Consider the following 19,492-nt stretch of genomic DNA (forward strand, 5'->3'; position numbering starts at 1 on the left):
AGACCCCGTTCCCACGCAGGACGTGGGAACGAGGACCTTGATTTAGCTGGCAACAGGCTGTAATTCCTCATGCGGTGCTGCTACCTTCTCTTCTTGCCCTTCCAAGAGGCTGAACCCGTGTGGTGCGTCTCTGTCGACTACGAACGACTTGGGATAAACGAACTGCTCCTTCTCCTTACCGGCAAACTTGCCGGCGTAGCGGAAACCACGAGCCAGCCACTGTTTGCTGTGGGCAGTCAGTCCGTCAACTTCAATGCTCTTCGCACCGATGCCAAAACTCTTTCGCAAGTGATAGTTCGCGTTGTGGACATTCAATCGACGACGGGCGCGACTGTTCTTGTGCTCGGTAGAAAGCGACACGTTCAAACCTTCGAGATTTCGCACGCGATGTGGTGTAAGCTGAGGCCAAGTGATCAGTTCCCCCGGTTGCGCATCAAACACCAGAGCATAGCGGTCGAAGCTGTTGTTGTAGGGCACGTCTTCCGACCATTCGCCAGCGCAAACTTTCTCTAGCACTTCGATTGACGCAAACCGCGTGTCGAATGGTGGATAAACCCACACTCGTTTCTTGCCACGGATGTGCCAGAGCATGTTTACAGGCATGTCCACGTGATACGGGACCCAGGCTGTGGGCGAGGAAATGAGTAGGTTGGCCGTGCGATTTTCAGCTTTGAAGCCGGGTTTGTTACGTTCGATCTCGTCGTACATAGAATCGATCGCCGCGGCATGCTCCGGGTGATGGTCGAGTACCTTACGAACATTAATCCAGAGTTGCCCACTATTGACTAGCTCCAGTAGTTCCGCACCCGACTCGTCTCCCCGATGCCCCTCGCGCCAGTCGAAAATGTTCGGATCAACGCCCATGGTGCTCACACCGAGGTGTTCAGGCGGATGCGAGTCAATGAGTTCCGCCAGAGCCTCATCGCTGAACAGTCCTGTCTCCTCCAAGCGATGCTGTGCGACCAGCACGCCCTCCTCAACGGTATCGAATGTCTTCTGGGTCCAATTCTCAAGTAAAGACGGTGTGTTGGGTTTAGGCATACGTAAGGTCCTCTTAGTTAAGAAACAAAGTCCAGCGGGAGCATAATAAGCAGTACCAACCGAGAGCTACACGGCACGGAAGTGAACTTGGAATTGAAGCAACGAGCGTGCCACAATCCGCAGACGCGAAAACAGGCCGGTCAGAAGTCATAAACCTCATAGAACGAACCTTTTCCCGACTGCTGGTTCACTGAAAAGCAACCAGAGGTGGAGAAAAGAGAACGCCGGACGTCACGCCTACTTCAAGAGTAGCTTACTCGTGCCGCAACGCTTCGATCGGGTCAAGCTTAGCCGCCCGAATGGCTGGGTAGACACCGAAGACGACGCCCACTATTACGGAAATCGAGAATGCCACCGGAATCGACCAGGGCACGACGGTGGGCTCGACTTCGCGGATGATCTCCGGCAGAGCGAGCATCTGCTCGGGGAACTTATACTCCAGCAACGTACGAAATTCCACGGTCATCAGGGTGCAGAGCAAACCGCCTCCAATGCCCAACAATCCGCCTACAACAGAAAGTACGACGCTCTCAGCGAGGAACTGCCGCGTAATGTCGCGTCTTTTTGCGCCCAATGCGCGGCGAATGCCAATCTCGCGAGTGCGCTCTGTTACAGTTGCCAGCATGATGTTCATAATGCCGATGCCACCGACAACCAGCGAGACGGCGGCAATCATGCCCAAGAAAATCACGAACATAAGCCGGGTAGTTTCCGCTTGCTGCAAAAGTTCCAGCGGCACGGTCACTGAATAGTCGGGCAATGTGTGATCTGCTTCAATCGTGTTCTTCACGACTTCGGCCGTGTTGAGCACTTGATCGCGGTGGTGAACTTCGAGATTGAAACGGCTGACCTCCACCAAGTCGCTTTGAAATTGCCCCGGTTTGGTCACGATGATCATGTCACCCAGTCGCCGCCAGAGCGATTCAATCGGAATGTATACATCACTGGAAAAGTCTTCCACTGCCGTGGAACCGCCGACCGCGGAAGAGGAATGCCGCTTCTTCATCGTGCCGACAACGATGTAGAACTCGTCGTCAGCCATGATCCGTTTGCCCAGCGGATCACCGAAGGGAAACAGCTTCTTTGCACTTGCTTCAGCCAGTACGCAGTAGTTACGCTCAGATCGTCCGTCAGAATCAGTCAGAAATCGACCCTGGTCAACCTCCAGGCGAGACACCTCCGCGTAGTCGGGCGTGCAGCCTACGAGCCGACCTTCGAATTTGCGAGTGAGATAACGGAACTCTTTGGAAAGAATGCGGATTGGCAGCGCTCGCTTGAGCGTAGAGATCGTATCGCGCACTCGCTCGAAATCTGCCCGTGTAAGTCCGTAGCCTGAGTCTTGCACTTCGTCGCTGGAAGGCTTCACGGTGCTCACAATAATATTGCGAGCACCCAACTCGGCGATTTGCTCTTCGGCCTTCCGGCCAATGCCATCGCCGATGGCCAGCAGCCAAATAACGCCCGCGATACCGATGAAGATACCCAGGATTGTGAGCCCTGAGCGCAGCGGATGCAGTAGCAAGCTTTTGATACTCAGACGCATGGTCCGCCACCAACGCCTCATGACGACACCCCGGAGAAAGCCATATTGCGCTCGTCGGACTGAATTCGCCCGTCCCGCATGAGAATCGTACGCCCAGTTTGCTCCGCTACTTCAGGCTCATGGGTGACCATCACAATCGTGCGACCTTGAGCATTCAATTCCGCTAGAATTCCGAGAATCTCCTGCGTGGTGGCGGTGTCCAGATTACCGGTCGGTTCGTCTGCCAAAATGAATCTCGGATCGTTCACTAAACTGCGAGCAATCGCCACACGTTGCTGCTGCCCACCGGAAAGCTGTGCCGGTCGATGATCAAGCCGATCTTCCAGACCGACCTTGGTGGCTAGGTCGATACATCGCTGCCTCGATTCTGGCGTGAGATCGCCACTGTAATACAACGGCACTTCAATATTCTCTACTACCGTGAGTGCTTGGAGTAAGTTGTACGATTGAAAAATAAACCCAATGCGATTAGCCCGCGTTTCTGCCAGTTTATCGTCGCTCATGTGCGCGACGTCCTCATCGCCGAGCAGAAACGAACCACCAGTAGGTCGATCCAGGCAACCTAGCAAGTTCAACAGTGTGCTCTTGCCCGAACCCGAGGGTCCCATGATTGATATGTAGTCACCTTCAGGTACGTCAAACGAAACGCCACGCAACGCACGTACGGTCTCGCTACTCAGGTAGTAGTCTTTCTGAAGATCGCGAAGACTAGCGGCGAGGACGGTCACAGTGAGGTACTCACAACAAGGATCAGAATGGAACACGGATTGGGCGGATTCAAGCCGAACGAGCTAAAAGCAATAGTCACAAGTGCTACGGAAGAATTGAGAAACAGCAAGTCAAAGCGTCAATGATAGGCAATGGTCGAAGTGAATCATTATTAGCAACTATCCGCTCAAACCGCGTTGTTCTGCGTCATACTTCTCAGAGCCTGAGAAAAGAAGGCTAGCCACCGGCGCTTGACTGCGTTGCTTCGGAGTGCTCTGCAACTTTCTCTGGCAGCTGCAGCCCCTCAGCGATGGGCTGCTGTCCGTCGGCAGCCTTCTGCTGCGGCAGCGGCGGCAGATTCACCTCGCTGACCATGCGTTTCGGGTTCATCGCCACAGCGTCGTTTTCGTTGAGCCCCCCACGGATCACGAAAAACTTGTCGTTCGTGGGGCCCACTTCCACTTTCTTGGCATTCCAACGGCCCGCCTCTCTGACGAAGCAGAAAAAGTCCTCTCCGTGGGCGTAAACGCTTTGTACAGGCGCTTGGATAGCATCGGGCTCTTCAAGGCAGTTGATCGTGACCGAAGTGGTCATGCCTGAGCGGAGCTTCGCATCCGGTTCTTCAATCGTCACATAGGCTTTGTACTCCTTCACGTTTGCTTTTCGCCACCCGGAAGGCTCTGCGTAGCGATTCACTTTCTCGACTTGGCCCTTAAAGACCTGGTCGCCTAAGCCTACGGGGAATATCTTCGCAGGCATGCCGGGCTTCACATATTGAATCAGCGATTCGTTGATGGTGAGCTCGACACGCATCGAGCTCGCATCAGGCAGTTTGATGATGGTTTGCCGCTCTCGAATGACGGCGCCCTCTTCGACGACGAATTCGTTGTTGCCGCGATGATCCCGAGAGTGAGCGTACGTCACCACCCCTTGGTGTGGCGCCAGGATCGTGCATTTGCGAATTTGGTCTTCGACATCTTCCAGCTTGCCGCGTTCCAACTCATGGCTTTTCTGGTCGGATTCCCATTTTGTTTTGGCGATTATGATATCGCTTTCTAATTGCTTGACCATCTTTTCTTTAGTAAAATTCTCCAGCACGCGCAGCTTGGTATTGGCCGCTTCGAGTTCCTTTTGCGATTTCTCAACCGCAAACTTGTCCGCTTCCAACTGCAAGTCGTTCACGTAGCCTTTTGCGGCCAGCTTCTTGCTGTACTCGAAGTACTCCTTCGCCCGATTGAGATTCTCCTCCGCCACAAACATTTCGCTCTCGATCGTCTGCTTTTCCTGGACGAAGGTTCCCTCAATGTATTCCCGCTTGGCGATTACGGCAGTTTCGTAGAGGTTCTTTGCCTCGACGACGACCGCTAAATTCGTGTTCGCCGTAATTTGGCGTGTGGTGCGTTCCTCTTCCAGGGCGGAGGAATCAAGCTCGATGAGAAAGTCGCCTTCCTCGACGTGTGTTCCTTCAGGGACGATACGCAAAATGGCCAAGCCGGGCGTGTTATTCGTTTTGACTTCCGACTTCACTTCGACGACGCCAGCTGATTCTATCTCGCCGCGTTCAGTCACCGACAGTGTAAAATCATCGCGTTGGACTTCGTGCAGAATGGCGTTGGTCTTGCCTTCGTCGTTACTCCGCGCGGCCCACACGTAGTAACTTGCAGCACCTATGCCGCCGAGTACTAGCAGAGTCGCCATGATCGAAAACGGGCTCGCGCCGCGACGATTGGAAGGCAAAGCAACAGGTTGGTTACAGCTTGAATTCATAGGTCGGCAGGGAGTTTGAAGCAGTGTTAGCGACACACAACGATTATACGCAAATAGGGTGGGAAGTGTTATCCGGCGGGCCAGAATCGCCTACTCCTCACCCACAACAGGAGGCAGGGAGCGCAAGCGTTCCGTGCTGGCAGGCTCCCAATAGCCCGCAGGCTGTACCCAATTAGCCCGATCCAACGTGTCCGGCTGCTCTAACTTCAATTCCTCAATTGGCTTTGGTAGCTGCTCGGCTGGTGGGACAATGCTCTCAGGCAGTTCTAGATCAGCCTCGCCCGGTAGAGCGGGGGGGTCGGTCGGCACGCATAATTCGGCCAGCAACGCTCGGTAGGGAATCTGCTGTTCGATCCTTAGCCCTGACGGGTCGAGTTCCATCAGCCCCAAATCGTGTTCCAGGTTCAATCGCTGCACTTCGTAGTTCACCCAAACACTGAGAAAGTCGTTCTGGACATTCAACAGATCGGACAGCGACTGCACCAAGTCGCGTGCCGTGGTAGCCCCAAACTGTGCCTCAACCTCAGGCTTGGGCGGTTCAGAAAGTCGCAACTGGGTAAGATCCACCTGAGAGATCGCCACCAACACAGCTGCCCTACGCAACTCGAAATTCACCTCATTCAGCCGCAGCTGGCGAATCGTGCCTCGCAAGCCGACCGCAATGCCATCACGGAATTGATAGTAGCTGCGGCGTGCTTGTTGGTACTCGATGAGCGATTGTCGGTAGATGTTTCGTTCTGCCAATCGAGTGATCGGCGGATCAAATTGCAAGCCCACGCGTAAACGTCCGCGCGTATCGCGGAGCCGGAACGGATTGTCTCCCACATTCCCGATATCCCCATTGAATACCAAGCCGAAATCGCTCTTCAAATCATTCGCATTGAAGTAGATAAGCCGCCACGTATCAACCAGCTGCGCCCGCGCGTTCTGCCAATCTCGACGGTATGCACTCGCAATTTGCAGGGCTTGCTCAGGAGTAATTTCGCTCGGCTCAAACGCGATGCCCTCCAAGCGTGTTCCTGCTTGCACCAACGATAGCTCCAGTAGAGTCGAGGAGAGCTTGGTGAGCCCCTCGACCGTGAGCCTTAGTTGCTGTGGCTCGCTCCCCTCGGCACTGACTTGCTCCAAGGATTTCCAAATCTCTGCCAGTTGTCGCTGAGCTCGCAGGAACTCCGCCTGCCGCTTCTTAGCCCGTGCTTCCAGCCGCTGGATATCAAACAGAGCCGGATCTATGTTCGCTTCGCGTGCATCATTGCGTAGTTCAAGGCTTGCGAGAGCTTTCTTGCGAGCGGGTAAGGACGCCTCAAACTTAGTGAAGTCGTTCTCAATGATTCCTAAATGTTGCTCGACCTTATCACGCAAGTGGGAAATCTCCTCACCCCAATCAAGATCAACCAGTAAAGGCTCTGCATCGGTGTCCCCACCGCCCTCTTGCTCATTTGAATCTGCAAGCTCAGCACGCAACACTCTAAGCTCGGCCAACAGTTCGCTCACCTCTGATTGCACCGCTTCGAGATTCGGATCGACTAGCTGGAATTGGTCGAGCAGCGGGTCCTTGATCTCCACAGGCAAGTCGGGCGGAAGACCGAGGCTAATTTTGAAGAAATCGAGCGAGGATTGATAGACGGTTTCCGAGGTAAGCAACTGACTTTGGGCGTTGTAAAGGGCTTGCTGGGCTAGCTCGACTTGAAAACGATCAATCCGACCGGCGTCGTACGACGCTTGCAACTGATCGTAGCTTTCACGCAGGGCTGCCACATTGGCGCGTTGGTTACTAATCTGTTGAGCACTCTGCAACAAACCTAGGAAGCCGCCAGCACCTTGTGCACCAGCGCCACCTGTGAACCCACCACCGCCGCCATTTCCACCATTTCCACCAAAGCCACTAAAGTTGCCGACGTTTCCAAAACCACCACCGCCTACGCCAGAAAAGCCTTCGAGTCCGCTGCCGCCAAAGAAGCCGCCCCGTCGCGATGCCCCTTGTCCCGCATCAGCACCAGTGAGAATGCTCAGGTAGAAACCTCGACGATATCGTTCCATGCTTCGCACATTTGCCAGGAGGGCGCGTTCAGAAATAGTCAGGCGTTCCAATACTCGCGTGCGGCCAGCACCACGAAGTAACGGCTGGACGAGCGAAAAGTCTAAGAAAGAATTGCTCGAATAATCATCTGGGCCGGCAAACTGCCAGACTAGCGAGTTGGCCATACCTACCACCAACTGCCCACCTGTCGCGGTTAACCGCTCAGCCCGAAAGCTGTTGCCTGGTCGCGAGGGTGAGACTGCCAGCAAACTCGATGAATCAGCCGTGCCGCTGCGATCGCGTCCATCGGCGGTGAAGAATACATCCGAGCCACCGTAGAATTGCGTATCGAAGCGGAAACGCTCGAACGACACATCCAAGGCAGACAGGAACAACTCTTCGAGCTCACTTTGATAGCGAGGCGAGTGCAGCAGAGCCGTCGAGACTGCTTCCCGTGAGTCAAGCTGAAGCGCACCACGCTCATTGCGAGGAATAAACGTCAACCACTCGGGATTCTCAACGAACGGCGTCTCTGGCAAGCAACGCCAACATTTGGAGCCCTTCTTGCAGTCCACGCATTCCATATAGAGATGCGATAGCGGATCGTCCGGCGGCATAGGTTCGCAGTCCGGATCGTACGGATCGAACATACGCGAGCGAGGATCGATCTTGATATGAAAGTCATCCGGCAACGAGCCTAACACGTTCGCTTTTTGCGCGGTCAGGCAATTCGCGTCCGCATCAGCCCGCTGGCGATACTTTGAGGGCTGGCAACCTGTTGCTGCAAATAGTAGCAGCAACAGCGGTAGTGGATAGTAGCGTTTCATGCCGCCTCCTTCCACACACGCACACCGGGCGTTGTGAGACTGGCCAGTAGCGAGACGCCCCCCATGGAGAGACGCCACTTCTGTCGGCGACGGTCTTTGCTGTCACGCACTCCGACGACAAGTAGTTCTGATCGTAGTTGCTCGACGCAACTACTCACCTGAGCAGGTGAAACCCCCAAACTTAGTGCGAGTGCACGCTGATCGGTTGTCGAATTTTTCTGTAGATGCCAAAGCAGCCGGAATTCTACTTCGCTGACAGGACTACCAGCCACGAAGTCCTTCAGTGTCTTTGCCGCCTTACGGCCTGCAGCGACGTCTCGGCAGAGCTCGTCGAGATGCTCTTTTGAGGGCGGCGAATCTGGTGTCGCCGATGACTTCGGGGTGTTTTTGTAATCGTTCATCCTTGAACGATTCGGCACACTGATAGTTCATACTTGAACAAAACCTCCTATGCTAGCAGCCTAGAAACCTTGCCCAGTCGTTAAAACGCGCACCCGGCAAAGTCTTTCATGACTGGTCATGTAAAGTGTTTTGCCATCATCTCCGAAAGCACAATTGGCAATCACCCCGCCCGTGCGAATGCTCCCAAGATGCTTCCCCTCAGGGCTGATGACGAGCACGCCTCCAGGCCCAGTAGCAAAAACATTGCCGCTGGCATCGACCTTCATCCCGTCGGGCATGCCAGTGCGAGTCTTGACAAGCTCAGACGCATCGAAGAACACACGGCCCGCTTCGATGAAGAAATCACTGTGATCGTCCTTGCCGCGAACCTCTCGAACCAAATAAGCCATGACAACTGGAGCAGGGCGGTGCGACTGGGTGACATACAGGGTCTTTTCATCCGGCGAGAAGGCTATTCCGTTAGGCGCATGCAATTCCGACACGAGCAACGAAAGTTCGCTACCATCGGCTGAGAGGCGGTAGATGCCTTGAAAGTCCATCTCACGAGATGGGTCCTTCCACTTCTTTGCTAGACCATAAGGCGGATCAGTAAAGTAGATCTCGCCGCTCGAGTGGATCACTAAGTCGTTGGGACTGTGGAAACGCTTCCCTTCGAATCGATTAACCAGCGTTTCGTACTCAGGCGTAGGATTTGCCAGCGATTCCTTCAGGCGGGCCAAGCGGCGGTCACCATGCTGGCAAAGCACGAGTCGCCCCTTTGCGTCGAGCGCCAGTCCGTTGGAACCGGTCTCGTTGGCGTTAGTGGTTTTACCAGTGAATCCTGACGGCTTGAGAAAAGTGCTGAGCCCGTCCACCTCGTCCCAGCGGTGGACTACATTGTTCGGCACGTCGGAAAACAGTAGGTACCCGCCATCGATACGATCTTTCTGAGGCACCCATACCGGGCCTTCGCTCCAGGTGAAGCCCTCCGCGAGCACTTCAATTTTTGCATCGCTAGAGACGATCTTATCGAAAGCCGGATCAATCCGTTCGATCTCCCCAGTGGTTGCGAACTCTTTGGCATCGCACGTTGCGGTAATACTCACCAACACTGCGGGCAGTAAAGAACAAACCAATTGCAACTGCGACTTCATGGCTGTCTAACCTTGAGATCAGGTAACTCAAGACACTTCTTCAAGCGTAGATGAGGGCAGGGCGGATTCTCTCGACAACCCTCCCGTCCATCAAGCGTAGAAGTGTCCCGTAGCCGATGCAAGGAGCCGATCTCAGGCATGCGGGCATACCCGTTTGTCCGTTAGGTCAGATCTGTCCGTCAGAAAGACAAGGCCCAATCGCAAGAGCATGGCAAGTATCGCTCGGCCCCGCCACCAAGTACAGCTACGTATGCCTTGCTGATTTGGTCTCTGCAGACCGAAGTAGGGAGAGACAACCGTCTACGTCTGGGTCGACAAAGTCTGATCGCAGCTCCGAAAACGAACGGGCGTCGCACAATGGCTTGAAGTTGATAGGTTCGCCTCTCTCACCGACAACAATCCAATACTTCTCATGAGCGGCGGGAATTTACTTCTAGCACAAGCGTTGATCCAAACACGCAGGCAGGTCTGATCACCGTCGGGTCGCTGACCTAAGGAGACTGACGTTAAGGCCTTTCTATTTGTCTTCTAATTCGACGCGTTCAAATTTTGTCCGCATGTTCAACATCTCCTGCTCAGACAAGAGACCGAACCGGACGAAGGCTTCCGGGTCGGGATTATTTGGGTTGAAGTGCGAGTTGTCGAAGTGCGCAACTGAGAAAAGCACGTCACCCGCTTTCAATTTCAACGGTTTAACGAACTCGTAAGTGCGCTGCCAATTGAAGTCGTAAGCAGGGATTTTCAGGATCAGCACGCGACTCTCGTCAGGAGTGCCTGGGTTTTCCAATTTATAGAGCGTGAAGTCCTTACCGCGAAAGTGCATGTGTGGTGCCAGTGCATAGATCAAGACATCGGTTGAAAATTGGTAATAGCTTTGCTTCTCGTAATGCTGCATGTGTGGTCGCAAGCGAATATCCTTACGATTGAATACTTTGGTTTCGATCACATGCTCGGGCTGCTGATCAGCCCAGACGATGCCAAGCTGAGATAGATCGGGCTCCTCCTCTTCGCCAGTAGGCGTGTAGTGCATCTCGAAGAACAAGTCGTGCCGTGCAGGTAACTTGAGTGCATAGCCCTTGGGGTAGGTGCGAGCATTGAAGGGATCGCCAGGAATATAATCTCCTATCTTCTTCACCTTGTCGCCGGTCAGGCCATAAAGCTTTAGCAACGCTTGGTTTGCACTCTGTGCTTCCAAAGAGCTGCGGCCAATGATCGCTCCCATGTGATGGACAATAGATTTGTTGCCAGGTTTCATTTCGATGGACTGAATAAATCGGTCTTCAGGAAAGTTGGCAGCAACTCGATAGAATTGGTACTCATCAAGCCGGTCTTTGGGAACGACATACGGCTCCGGCATCTGGAACACAAAGTCTGGAGTACCGATACGCCAAGCATCACTAAAGGGCCACGTTGGCTCCGCTGGCGCATCCTCGTCGTTGCCTGCGGGGCAGTCATTTTTGACCCATGCTCGGAAGAGGTCAATTTGTTCGTCAGAAAGTCGCACATCGCCCTTGAAGCCGCCGAGGCCATTATGAGGATCCGTACTGGCGTGCCACGGCGGCATTAGCCGGTTCTCCATCCGACTTAGCATCACATCGGACATAGCAGCAACCGTCTCATAAGAATCAAAAGCTGCGAACAATTCCGCTCCCGGTTCGCCGCTTCGGTGGCAGCTGATACAGCTGTCCTGCAACAAGGGTAGGATGTCCTTGTAATACGTAGTGTTCTCGTAGGAGGAAAGATCGCGGCGTGCCCGCTTGGCGATCGCGCACCCCGAAGCAGCAGTTTCTGTGAGGAGCACCGGTTCATCTTTCACAAAACTAGCGAGAGCGTCAGCGAGGTAATTTTGTTTCTCATTCGAGGCACCACCGCCGAACCACTGTCCGCTTACCTGACCGCGATAGACGACTGTCTGAACGTCGAATCCGTTTCGCACATCCAGCATCACGACACTGGGCGTCGTCTTCATGCCTAGTTGCTCATGCCAAGGTGAATCGAGGTCGTCTTTGTAGACAGGAAATGTCAGCTGCGTATCAATTGCGTAAGTTGCGATCTCGTTCAGGTCGTCAATACCATTTGGGAAAAGCGCGACAAGTTGGATGCCGTCAGCTTGATATTGAGCTTGTAGCCGATTGAGTTGGGGTACGAGCCGCTTCGCTAGCGGACAAATCGTGGAAAACGTAACCACGACTAGCGCCTGCGTTCTGTTTGAGTCGCAGTTGCTAATCAGTTGTAGTGGCAGACGAGTGTCACCCCAGCGTCCGGTCAGCACCGGGGCGGCAGCTTGGGTATTGCCGACAGATAAAATCGTCAGAATCGTTACAACTACTCTGCATAAGTGCTGGCGTTGGATAACCATGTTTACCACAGTGGACAGTGAATAGGGGGCATGCCGAACGTAGAAATAGGAGTGTCGAGTTGGAGGCAAACTCGACACTAGGCATTGCTAGTAGTCTTGAAACAGTTTTTGGGTGTCGTATTACATCTCTCGGCCAAATGCTTTTTCCGCGAACATCACGGAAACTTTGCATGCTTGGTATTATGCTCTATCGTCTTGCGCTACCCGCAGCCTTGATTGCCATTGTCAGCTCGCCAGCGTGCGCTGGCGAATCTCTAAGCTCGCGCGTATCAGAAGCGATTTTAATTATCGAGGGTGCGGAGTCTTGCTTTCAGTCGCCCGATCCAAAATGGTACGACACGAGCCGAAGTGAGCTTGCTAACGAAACACGTGTTGTTAGTGACGCACTTGATGCTCAGGGAGACGCTTATGCGGCTGCCTGGAAGAATCATCTCCATTGGCCGTTGCTAGTCAGTAATCTTGGTGAGCCGTCCGAGACGAATTTGGACCAACTCGCTTTGGTGCGGCGTTGGCTTTATTCCAATCGAGAAGGCTTGGAGTATCCTTTTTTCTCGCAGTTGCGAGAAAAGCTCGACGCTCACCTCGATGCGGTTTACACATTCTCTGAACCCAATCTCCAAGCGGAACATCAGCGACGCCTAGTCGTCTTAAGGCAACAGTTGCTGGAACTTGTTAACGACCCCAGCGACCGAAACGCATCAGCCTTGGGACGGACCTTAGGGTGGTTCAAGAAGACAAAGCAGACCCCAGAAAAGATATCGAGAGTTCATTCCTTAGTCTCTCTGCCAAATGCACAGATCATCGTTACGAAGCCGCTAATTTCTCGTGTGGTCGCGTTGCTTGCAAGCGAAGTGGACGAGACATTGCCGGTGTCGGATCGACTCACGGTTCAAGGCACTAGTTTACTCTCGCAGCCAAGAACGGCCAACGTGCACGGCACCGCTCGGACCCATGGTTATCTTGGCGTCGCGCTAAACGAAAACTCTGATCTGGCGGACATAAGAGTCACCTACGCGGGAGAGATTGAATCCTATTGTCGAGCTATTATCGGACCAGTCACAGTGGGCATGAAAACGGTCGGTCCGGTGAGTGCGATCACTCCAATCGAAGTTAGCTTGCGAGGTGTCACGCTCCGACCGACGGACGTTTCGCCCGAAGTCCGAACTCGCGTGACTAATGTGGATGGCAAAAACGCACTAGTTCGCCTCATTGGTGAGCGACGCGTCAGCGAACCTGAGTCGAAGCGACAGATGTCTTCACGAGCAAGATACAAAGCAAGCGACCTGTTGCAGAAAGAAATGGACGAACGCATCGAGACGGCCGTGCGAGAGATCCGCGCGGAATTTACTCGAACCAAGCAGTCATTAGACAATTTCCAAGAGGTCTTGGCACCGATTGCTCGCGAGGGCGCAACGCCTCGTTTGCACGGCATTCAGAGCACATCAGACGCTGTGGTCGTCAATGGATGGGCCGGGAGGAGCACGCAACTCGGTGCTCCCACAAATTGCCCACCCGAGAGCCTCGCGTCCGACGTACAAGCTCGCTTTCATGTTTCGTTCTTTAACAACATGGGAGAGACAATCATGGCAGGTAAAACGTTTACGGACGAATACTTCATGAATTACGGAAAGATTTTGCTCCCTCAGTTGCCGCCGCCGTTGATGGTGCACTCTCGCTCTCAGCGATGGGCGATCGTTGCAGCAAAGCCGCGCCCGTTAGAGATATCGATCCCTTCCGCTAGCCACTTTCGAATCATCATGAGGATGCAGCAAGTTGAAATATCAGGCGAGCAGTTCGTTGGATCGGCGACCTTAACGGTGAACTATGTTTTGACACAGAATGAGTTTGGTGAATATCAACTCGAACGGCAGGGTGTTGCCCAACTTGAATCACAACTTCCGAAGGCTAGTCAGGATTTCCTACTGGAGAAGTTCAACGCCTTTTTCGCGTCTACCCTCAACGGTGGTGGGGTCGCTTTGCCAGAGGGTGGTACTTTGGGCTCACTCCGCTCCTTAAAGCCAGACGGTGTCTATGCTGATCGCGATTGGTTAGCGATCGGCGTGGAAGTCCAAAAGGAATTTCTGGAAGCTTGGATACCACAAGTTAAAGAATGATCAGCAGTGATCTAGATAAAACGCTTTCCCACAGAAACGCCAGGAATCAATTGGCTCCAGTATGAAGCTGCCATCCTCATTGACCACGAGATTATTCTCCAGAGGAAATTGATGGGAACGACATTCTCGAAAGTGCATCGTTCAGATTCTCTCGATCGATAACCTCCCCCATCAGAGATTGGGAAAGGCTTGCGCTGCCGCGGCCGCCGTCGAGCAGATTGGTCACATGACAGACGTCCTCACCGCGTCCACCGGCAGCGGTCGCCCCTTGGCCAACCACCCGTAAATGCAGGTAATACAGCGCTCGCTTGGTTCGCCGTTGAGACCACGATAACGGGGCACACTCCACTAAGGTTCTGCAAGCGATTAGCGCCCAAACGACTCGCTAGTTTCCGTGACCTTGATACTACCAAAAAAGCAGCTAAGCTAGGGTAAACCAATGCAATACGTAGGGTAACTCACTCGAAGTCGTACCTTCGCAACTCACTCGAACGGAGTGCACTCCGTCCGTCAGATACGATCGTTGTAAACCATAACGTGTCACTCGTCAGCCCAAGATTGAGAAGCAGTTCAAGTGCTGAGCAATAGCAAATCGAATCTCCTGGCTGGCTTTCTCCTGGGCATCTTGCTATCGACAGGAGTTTTTGCTCTCTGCGTGCGACACATCAGCGGCGACCGCCAGAGTGGTGGAGCCGAGATTGTCCTCAAGTTGGGCCATTCTTTGGATCAGCAACACCCGGTCCATCTTTCGCTTGAGCACATGGGGGAACTTCTGCGGAAAAAGTCTAAGGGTAGCGTCGAACTGCAAATCTTCCCCAACGGCCAGCTAGGTTCCGAAACCGAGTGCATCGAGCAACTGCAGCGTGGCGCGTTGGACATGACTAAGACCTCTACAGCACCACTGGAAAGTTTTCTGCCTGAATTTGCCCTGTTCAGCGTGCCCTACCTCTTTCGAAATGAAGATCACGCCTGGCAAGTTTTTACTGGAGAAATCGGCAAAGAATTGCTTCGCAAAGGTGGCGAAGCCGGGCTGCGAGGGCTCTGTTATCTCGATGCCGGCGCCCGCAGTTTTTACACAACTACCAAGCCTATTCTCGCTCCCAAAGACTTGAAGGGTTTAAAGATTCGAGTTCAGTCGAGTCAAACAGCCATGGAGATGGTTGAGTCGCTTGGTGGCTCACCAACCCCAATGGCTTTTGGTGAGCTCTATACAGGACTTCAACAAGGGATGGTTGACGGGGCCGAGAATAACCCGCCCAGCTTTTACTCCAACCGACACTTTGAGGTTTGCAAACATCTCTCGCTCGATGAGCATGCCCGCGTCCCCGATATCCTGTTGATTAGTGAATCGACTTGGTCGAGCCTTCCTGCCCAGGTCCAAACGTGGTTGCAGGAATCTGCTGATGAGGCGTCGGAGTTTCAGCGCAAACTCTGGCAAGAAAAAACGGCCAAGGTCTTGCTAGACGTCCAAAGCGAGGGCGTAACGGTCCATCGGCCTGAGAAGTCTCTTTTCGCAACTCAAGTGAAGCCAATGGTAGCCAAATTGCAGGGCACCGCCGTAGGAAAACTCATCGAGCGCGTCCAAGGACTCCCCTAATGAGTTCCCTCGCGCCGCTGAAACCGATGAAACGATTCCTGGACAATGTGTTGGAATCGGCAGTGATCTTCGCCGTTGCGCTTCTTGTGATTGACGTGCTGTGGGGTGTTTTTACGCGATTCATCATGGGATCTCCCAGTCGGTGGACTGAAGAGATTGCCAGACTGCTACTAATTTGGGTCGCTCTACTTGGTGCGGCGGTGGCATTTGGACGGCGTGAGCACTTAGGATTCGATTATCTTGCCGAACAGCTCGATCCTGCCGTCAAGAAGATGATGGCGCTTATCACTCAATCCATTGTCATCGCGTTTGCTTTGGTTGTGATGGTCTACGGAGGTAGCATACTGGTCTCCGAAACACTTGCTGCCAATCAGGTGACACCGGCCCTGGGCTTAAAGATGGGGTACGCCTATTTGGCGTTGCCTTTGAGTGGGCTGTTCATCGTGATCTACGGTGTTGAGCAGTTCCTGGGAATCTGCTCGACCGATGCGAAGAGTATTGAGCAACCGCAAGATTCAGGCTCCGATCCCCCGCCGCGAAGTTAGACATGCCATGGAAATCCAAGTCGCTATCCTGATCATCAGCTTCGTGGTCTTGGTATTGATCAATGTGCCCGTAGCCGTAGCAATTGGCTTGTGCGCATTGCTCACTATTGTATCGCTGGGGACTGTGCCAGCGACTACCATAGTTGCCCAAAGACTGAGCACAGGTATCGCAAGCTTTCCACTATTGGCGATTCCATTCTTTATCCTAGCCGGCATCCTCATGGGCGAGGGTGGTATGGCAAGGCGGCTTATTGATTTCGCCTCCGCGGTGGTGGGACAATATCGTGGCGGCTTGTCCTATGTGAGTACCATGACTTGTATGATGTTCGGTGCGATTTCCGGATCTGCCACTGCGGCCGTTTCTTCAGTCGGGGGAATGATCATCCCGGAGATGACTCGCAAGGGGTACGATCGTCGATTTAGCGTCGCTGTGACGACGACTGCTGCAACGACGGGACTGGTCATCCCTCCTAGCAACATCATGATCGTCTACGCCGTGGTCACTGGGGGAAATGTTTCCGTCGTGGCTATGTTTCTTGCCGGCATTCTTCCTGGAATTGTGATGGGACTTGCCATCATGCTAGTTTGTCTACTCGTGAGCCGGAATAAGTCTGAACTTGCGGAAGTAGCGGCCTCCTGGAACCAAATCTTTTGGGCTGCGTTGAGGGCATTGCCAAGCTTGTTATTAGTCGTGATTGTCTTGGCCGGAATCCTGTGGGGAGCATTTTCTCCCACTGAAGCGGCAGCGATTGCGGTGCTCTACGCCTTGCTACTGGCGGTCGTTGTTTATCGCGAGATCAAGTTGTCAGATCTACCTCGCATTTGCCTTCAAACTGGCGCCACCACCGGTGTGATTTTTCTGCTGATCGGTACCAGCCAAGCGTTGAGTTGGGTGCTAACTTACGAGAATATCCCCCAGGCAGTCAGCACAGCCATGTTGTCCTTGTCTGACAACCCTTACGTTATTTTGATGTTGATCAATATTCTGCTCCTCATGGTCGGCACTGTCATGGACATGACTCCTGCAGTGCTGATCTTCACGCCGATTTTCTTGCCAGTGGTCACCAAACTCGGGATGCACCCCGTGCATTTTGGAGTGATGATGATTATCAACCTTTGCATTGGCTTATGCACTCCCCCAGTAGGAACCTGTCTATTCGTTGGCTGCGGCGTGGGAAAAACCACGATTGCGGAAGTGACTAAACCGATGCTGCCATTCTTCCTGGCGATGCTGGCAACCTTGCTACTCACAACCTACTGGGCACCGCTCTCAATGTGGCTGCCAGAGACACTCGGAGCAAACTAACGAGTAACGTCACCGGCGGTAGATAATCATGCTGATTTTTGCGCCTGCTCGACTACCTTTTCTCCAAGCAGTGTGGCGTCAAATTTCGTTTCCAATGCGGTCCCAGCAACCCGGCTACCAAGAGCCGATAGTGCTTCATCTTGGGCGGACAGCATGCTCGCAATCAGTTGCAAAGGTAGTTCCGCAACTGGTTCAGGGAATAAGTGGCCGATAGTTTCATCAGAAAACATGGTGTCCTTGGCACTCGTATCGATTGGCGAACGGCCCGTATTGAGAATCTATATATTCACTAGATCTGCCCACCCCCAATCACGAGATGGCCTGCTCCCAAAACCTAATCCACATTCTATGAGAGTCTAATACGCATTCTAATCTAAAGTAGCGCGATTGATGTAGGGAGCGGCAGATACGGTTTGCACGAAAGCTTCATCGAGGCAGGCTGTTTCCTAGGCGGACATGGTGTGAATAGCGTTCGAAAAGTGCGGCGCTTGGCGGGGAGATTTGGCAACTGATCGTTGCAGCGCACAGATGTGCAGTTCTTGGGATTTGGGAAGATAAGCCTTTAGCCCTCATCATTTCCAGATTCTCAGAAAGGCGCAGGAGTGTACGCTGACATGGAACAATGGACTGAAGTACGTCGCCGGGTGTTAACCGGCGAACTATCGAAACGCGCGGCTTGCCGCGAATATGACATCAGCTGGCATACGCTAGCGAAGATGCTCACGCATGACGAGCCGCCCGGCTATCGGCAGTGCAAGCCGCGAGGCAAGCCGATCCTCGAACCGTCTACCCATCCTCCACGAGATCTTGGAAGCCGATAGAAAGGCCCCAAAGAAGCAACGTCACACGGCCACGCGCATCTTTCATCGTCTGCGTGATGAGCATGGTTACCCAGGTGGCTACACGAGTGTCCGCACTGCAGTGCGTGAGTGGAAGCGATCGACCCAGGAAGTCTTCTTGCCGCTGTCCCATCCGCCAGGGCAAGCACAAGTCGATTTCGGCTATGCCTACATCGACTTAGCAGGTGCGTGCGAACAAGTTGCCTTCCTGGTGGTTAGCTTCATAGAGATATTGGTGAATTCCATGGCAATGAATGTCCACCAAGCCGGGGGTCAGCAAGGCTCCCATTGCATCAACTCGAACTACGGAGCTGTCAATCTGATCCGCTTTCGGATCAATGGCCTTGATGACGCTATCCTTTATCAGGATGCTACCTGCACGGCTCCAGTGACCTGGGCGTACTAGCTGCGCGTTCTCTATAAGGGTGGCCAACATCGCGTTTACTCCAGCCCATTTTCGCTAGACGACTGAAGGCGAAATGTCGAAGTAAGGCGGAACAAATCGCTGCGATAGTAACTCGTGAAAAGTCCACACGCTTCGCCTGATGCAAGAAACATCGTGCTGACTTCCTTGAGTAGCGGGGCACCGACTTTGCCTTTGAGTCGTTTGCGATGCGCTGTTTCGGCGGCTATTGCTTCCACACTTTGTGTCAAATAGTCAATGTGGATCGACTGGACTTTTTGCCAACGTTCGAGGAATCGGATGTCGCTAAGATCTTGCTTGTCCAATTGATCAGCCACCTGTTCGGGAAGGTAAACTTCGTCGAACGCAACTGGATCATCCTTGAGTAGGTCAATCCGTCGCGCGAACAAGACACGCCCGTCAGATTTCATCTGAAGTGATGTGGCGACGTTGTCTGGAGCAGACTGCCATCGCCAAGTTTCCAGACGTCGCCCAAGCTCAGGCGCATGTGCGGCCACCGAACCACTAAAATCCGTGCCAAGAATCGGAATTCTGCGAGAAGGAGTAGGGCTTACAAAAGTACCACTGCCATGCCGTCGCTGAATGAGCGTTTCATCCGCCAGGATCTGCAAAGCGCGCCGGATCGTGATGCGAGATGCAGAGAAATTGCCACACAGTTCTCGCTCGGTTGGCAGGCGCTCACCAGCCTTGAGTTCGTTGGCTAGAATCCGTCGTCGCAGAATATCCGCTACGCTCTTATAGGCAACTTTTGAACTTGTGGCAGTCAATTGGGGCAATGACCTCGAAAGTGGCAAAAAGGGGCTGCAAACCCATCACGCAAAAGGTTATAACCAATATGGTTTGATTATGACCACCTCGCGCAATGTG

The 19,492-nt window shown here is 53.4% G+C and carries 16 protein-coding genes; 6 read left to right on the forward strand and 10 right to left on the reverse strand.

Going from position 1 to position 19,492, the window contains the following annotated elements; genetic code table 11:
• Window positions 1-42 precede the first annotated feature (42 nt).
• From HG15A2_RS17455 to HG15A2_RS17490, 8 genes are all read right to left on the reverse strand, one after another.
• Window positions 43-1,041: a cupin-like domain-containing protein gene (locus tag HG15A2_RS17455; protein WP_145061785.1), complete on the reverse strand. Its 999-nt coding sequence runs from the start codon at window positions 1,039-1,041 to the stop codon at window positions 43-45.
• 253 nt (window positions 1,042-1,294) lie between these two features.
• Window positions 1,295-2,605 (reverse strand): ABC transporter permease, encoded by a 1,311-nt coding sequence (locus tag HG15A2_RS17460; protein WP_145061787.1) that lies wholly within the window; start codon window positions 2,603-2,605, stop codon window positions 1,295-1,297.
• Complete coding sequence (locus HG15A2_RS17465; protein ID WP_218932048.1) at window positions 2,602-3,312, reverse strand: ABC transporter ATP-binding protein; 711 nt, start codon at window positions 3,310-3,312, stop codon at window positions 2,602-2,604. The genes HG15A2_RS17460 and HG15A2_RS17465 overlap by 4 nt, the downstream gene beginning before the upstream one ends.
• A 217-nt stretch (window positions 3,313-3,529) precedes the next feature.
• Window positions 3,530-5,059 carry an efflux RND transporter periplasmic adaptor subunit gene (locus HG15A2_RS17470; RefSeq protein WP_145061791.1) on the reverse strand — a complete coding sequence of 510 codons (1,530 nt, stop codon included), beginning with the start codon at window positions 5,057-5,059 and terminating at the stop codon, window positions 3,530-3,532.
• 90 nt (window positions 5,060-5,149) lie between these two features.
• A complete protein-coding gene (locus HG15A2_RS17475) occupies window positions 5,150-7,906 on the reverse strand; it encodes a TolC family protein (RefSeq protein WP_145061793.1) in 2,757 nt (918 codons plus the stop codon).
• Window positions 7,903-8,307 carry a MarR family transcriptional regulator gene (locus tag HG15A2_RS17480; RefSeq protein ID WP_145061795.1) on the reverse strand — a complete coding sequence of 135 codons (405 nt, stop codon included), beginning with the start codon at window positions 8,305-8,307 and terminating at the stop codon, window positions 7,903-7,905. Before HG15A2_RS17480 ends, HG15A2_RS17475 begins: the two co-directional genes overlap by 4 nt.
• 60 nt (window positions 8,308-8,367) lie before the next feature.
• Complete coding sequence (locus HG15A2_RS17485; protein WP_145061796.1) at window positions 8,368-9,441, reverse strand: SMP-30/gluconolactonase/LRE family protein; 1,074 nt, start codon at window positions 9,439-9,441, stop codon at window positions 8,368-8,370.
• A gap of 517 nt (window positions 9,442-9,958) precedes the next feature.
• Complete coding sequence (locus tag HG15A2_RS17490) at window positions 9,959-11,809, reverse strand: thioredoxin domain-containing protein (protein WP_218932049.1); 1,851 nt, start codon at window positions 11,807-11,809, stop codon at window positions 9,959-9,961.
• A gap of 161 nt (window positions 11,810-11,970) precedes the next feature.
• On the opposite strand from HG15A2_RS17490, the gene HG15A2_RS17495 reads away from it, so the two are divergent.
• The 4 genes from HG15A2_RS17495 to HG15A2_RS17510 all read left to right on the forward strand — a co-directional run bounded on the left by HG15A2_RS17495 (window position 11,971) and on the right by HG15A2_RS17510 (window position 17,362).
• Window positions 11,971-13,914 carry a hypothetical protein gene (locus tag HG15A2_RS17495; RefSeq protein ID WP_145061800.1) on the forward strand — a complete coding sequence of 648 codons (1,944 nt, stop codon included), beginning with the start codon at window positions 11,971-11,973 and terminating at the stop codon, window positions 13,912-13,914.
• 574 nt (window positions 13,915-14,488) lie between these two features.
• Window positions 14,489-15,511 (forward strand): TRAP transporter substrate-binding protein, encoded by a 1,023-nt coding sequence (locus tag HG15A2_RS17500; protein ID WP_145061802.1) that lies wholly within the window; start codon window positions 14,489-14,491, stop codon window positions 15,509-15,511.
• Window positions 15,511-16,056 carry a TRAP transporter small permease gene (locus HG15A2_RS17505; RefSeq protein ID WP_145061804.1) on the forward strand — a complete coding sequence of 182 codons (546 nt, stop codon included), beginning with the start codon at window positions 15,511-15,513 and terminating at the stop codon, window positions 16,054-16,056. The genes HG15A2_RS17500 and HG15A2_RS17505 overlap by 1 nt, the downstream gene beginning before the upstream one ends.
• 7 nt (window positions 16,057-16,063) lie before the next feature.
• Entirely contained in the window at window positions 16,064-17,362 is a 1,299-nt protein-coding gene (locus HG15A2_RS17510) for a TRAP transporter large permease (RefSeq protein WP_145061806.1), read from the forward strand.
• A gap of 26 nt (window positions 17,363-17,388) precedes the next feature.
• On the opposite strand, the gene HG15A2_RS17515 is transcribed toward HG15A2_RS17510, so the two are convergent.
• Entirely contained in the window at window positions 17,389-17,592 is a 204-nt protein-coding gene (locus HG15A2_RS17515; protein WP_145061808.1) for a hypothetical protein, read from the reverse strand.
• 384 nt (window positions 17,593-17,976) lie between these two features.
• On the opposite strand from HG15A2_RS17515, the gene HG15A2_RS17520 reads away from it, so the two are divergent.
• On the forward strand, window positions 17,977-18,183 hold the full coding sequence (locus tag HG15A2_RS17520; RefSeq protein WP_145061810.1) for a hypothetical protein: 207 nt from the start codon (window positions 17,977-17,979) through the stop codon (window positions 18,181-18,183).
• Window positions 18,170-18,607 carry a hypothetical protein gene (locus HG15A2_RS17525; protein ID WP_145061812.1) on the forward strand — a complete coding sequence of 146 codons (438 nt, stop codon included), beginning with the start codon at window positions 18,170-18,172 and terminating at the stop codon, window positions 18,605-18,607. Before HG15A2_RS17520 ends, HG15A2_RS17525 begins: the two co-directional genes overlap by 14 nt.
• Window positions 18,608-18,642: 35 nt before the next feature.
• Here HG15A2_RS17525 and HG15A2_RS17530 read toward each other — a convergent pair whose 3' ends face one another.
• Window positions 18,643-19,392: a GntR family transcriptional regulator gene (locus HG15A2_RS17530; RefSeq protein ID WP_218932050.1), complete on the reverse strand. Its 750-nt coding sequence runs from the start codon at window positions 19,390-19,392 to the stop codon at window positions 18,643-18,645.
• Window positions 19,393-19,492: the final 100 nt, after the last annotated feature.

It is taken from the genome of Adhaeretor mobilis, assembly GCF_007741515.1.
Taxonomy (GTDB): domain Bacteria; phylum Planctomycetota; class Planctomycetia; order Pirellulales; family Lacipirellulaceae; genus Adhaeretor; species Adhaeretor mobilis.

Bases quoted from the DNA above. Each gene is read 5' to 3' on its own strand.
- HG15A2_RS17455 (WP_145061785.1), bottom strand. From the start codon at position 1,041: ATGCCTAAACCCAACACACCGTCTTTACTTGAGAATTGGACCCAGAAG.
- HG15A2_RS17460 (WP_145061787.1), bottom strand. From the start codon at position 2,605: ATGAGGCGTTGGTGGCGGACCATGCGTCTGAGTATCAAAAGCTTGCTA.
- HG15A2_RS17470 (WP_145061791.1), bottom strand. From the start codon at position 5,059: ATGAATTCAAGCTGTAACCAACCTGTTGCTTTGCCTTCCAATCGTCGC.
- HG15A2_RS17475 (WP_145061793.1), bottom strand. From the start codon at position 7,906: ATGAAACGCTACTATCCACTACCGCTGTTGCTGCTACTATTTGCAGCA.
- HG15A2_RS17480 (WP_145061795.1), bottom strand. From the start codon at position 8,307: ATGAACGATTACAAAAACACCCCGAAGTCATCGGCGACACCAGATTCG.
- HG15A2_RS17485 (WP_145061796.1), bottom strand. From the start codon at position 9,441: ATGAAGTCGCAGTTGCAATTGGTTTGTTCTTTACTGCCCGCAGTGTTG.
- HG15A2_RS17495 (WP_145061800.1), top strand. From the start codon at position 11,971: ATGCTTGGTATTATGCTCTATCGTCTTGCGCTACCCGCAGCCTTGATT.
- HG15A2_RS17505 (WP_145061804.1), top strand. From the start codon at position 15,511: ATGAGTTCCCTCGCGCCGCTGAAACCGATGAAACGATTCCTGGACAAT.
- HG15A2_RS17510 (WP_145061806.1), top strand. From the start codon at position 16,064: ATGGAAATCCAAGTCGCTATCCTGATCATCAGCTTCGTGGTCTTGGTA.
- HG15A2_RS17515 (WP_145061808.1), bottom strand. From the start codon at position 17,592: ATGTTTTCTGATGAAACTATCGGCCACTTATTCCCTGAACCAGTTGCG.
- HG15A2_RS17520 (WP_145061810.1), top strand. From the start codon at position 17,977: ATGGAACAATGGACTGAAGTACGTCGCCGGGTGTTAACCGGCGAACTA.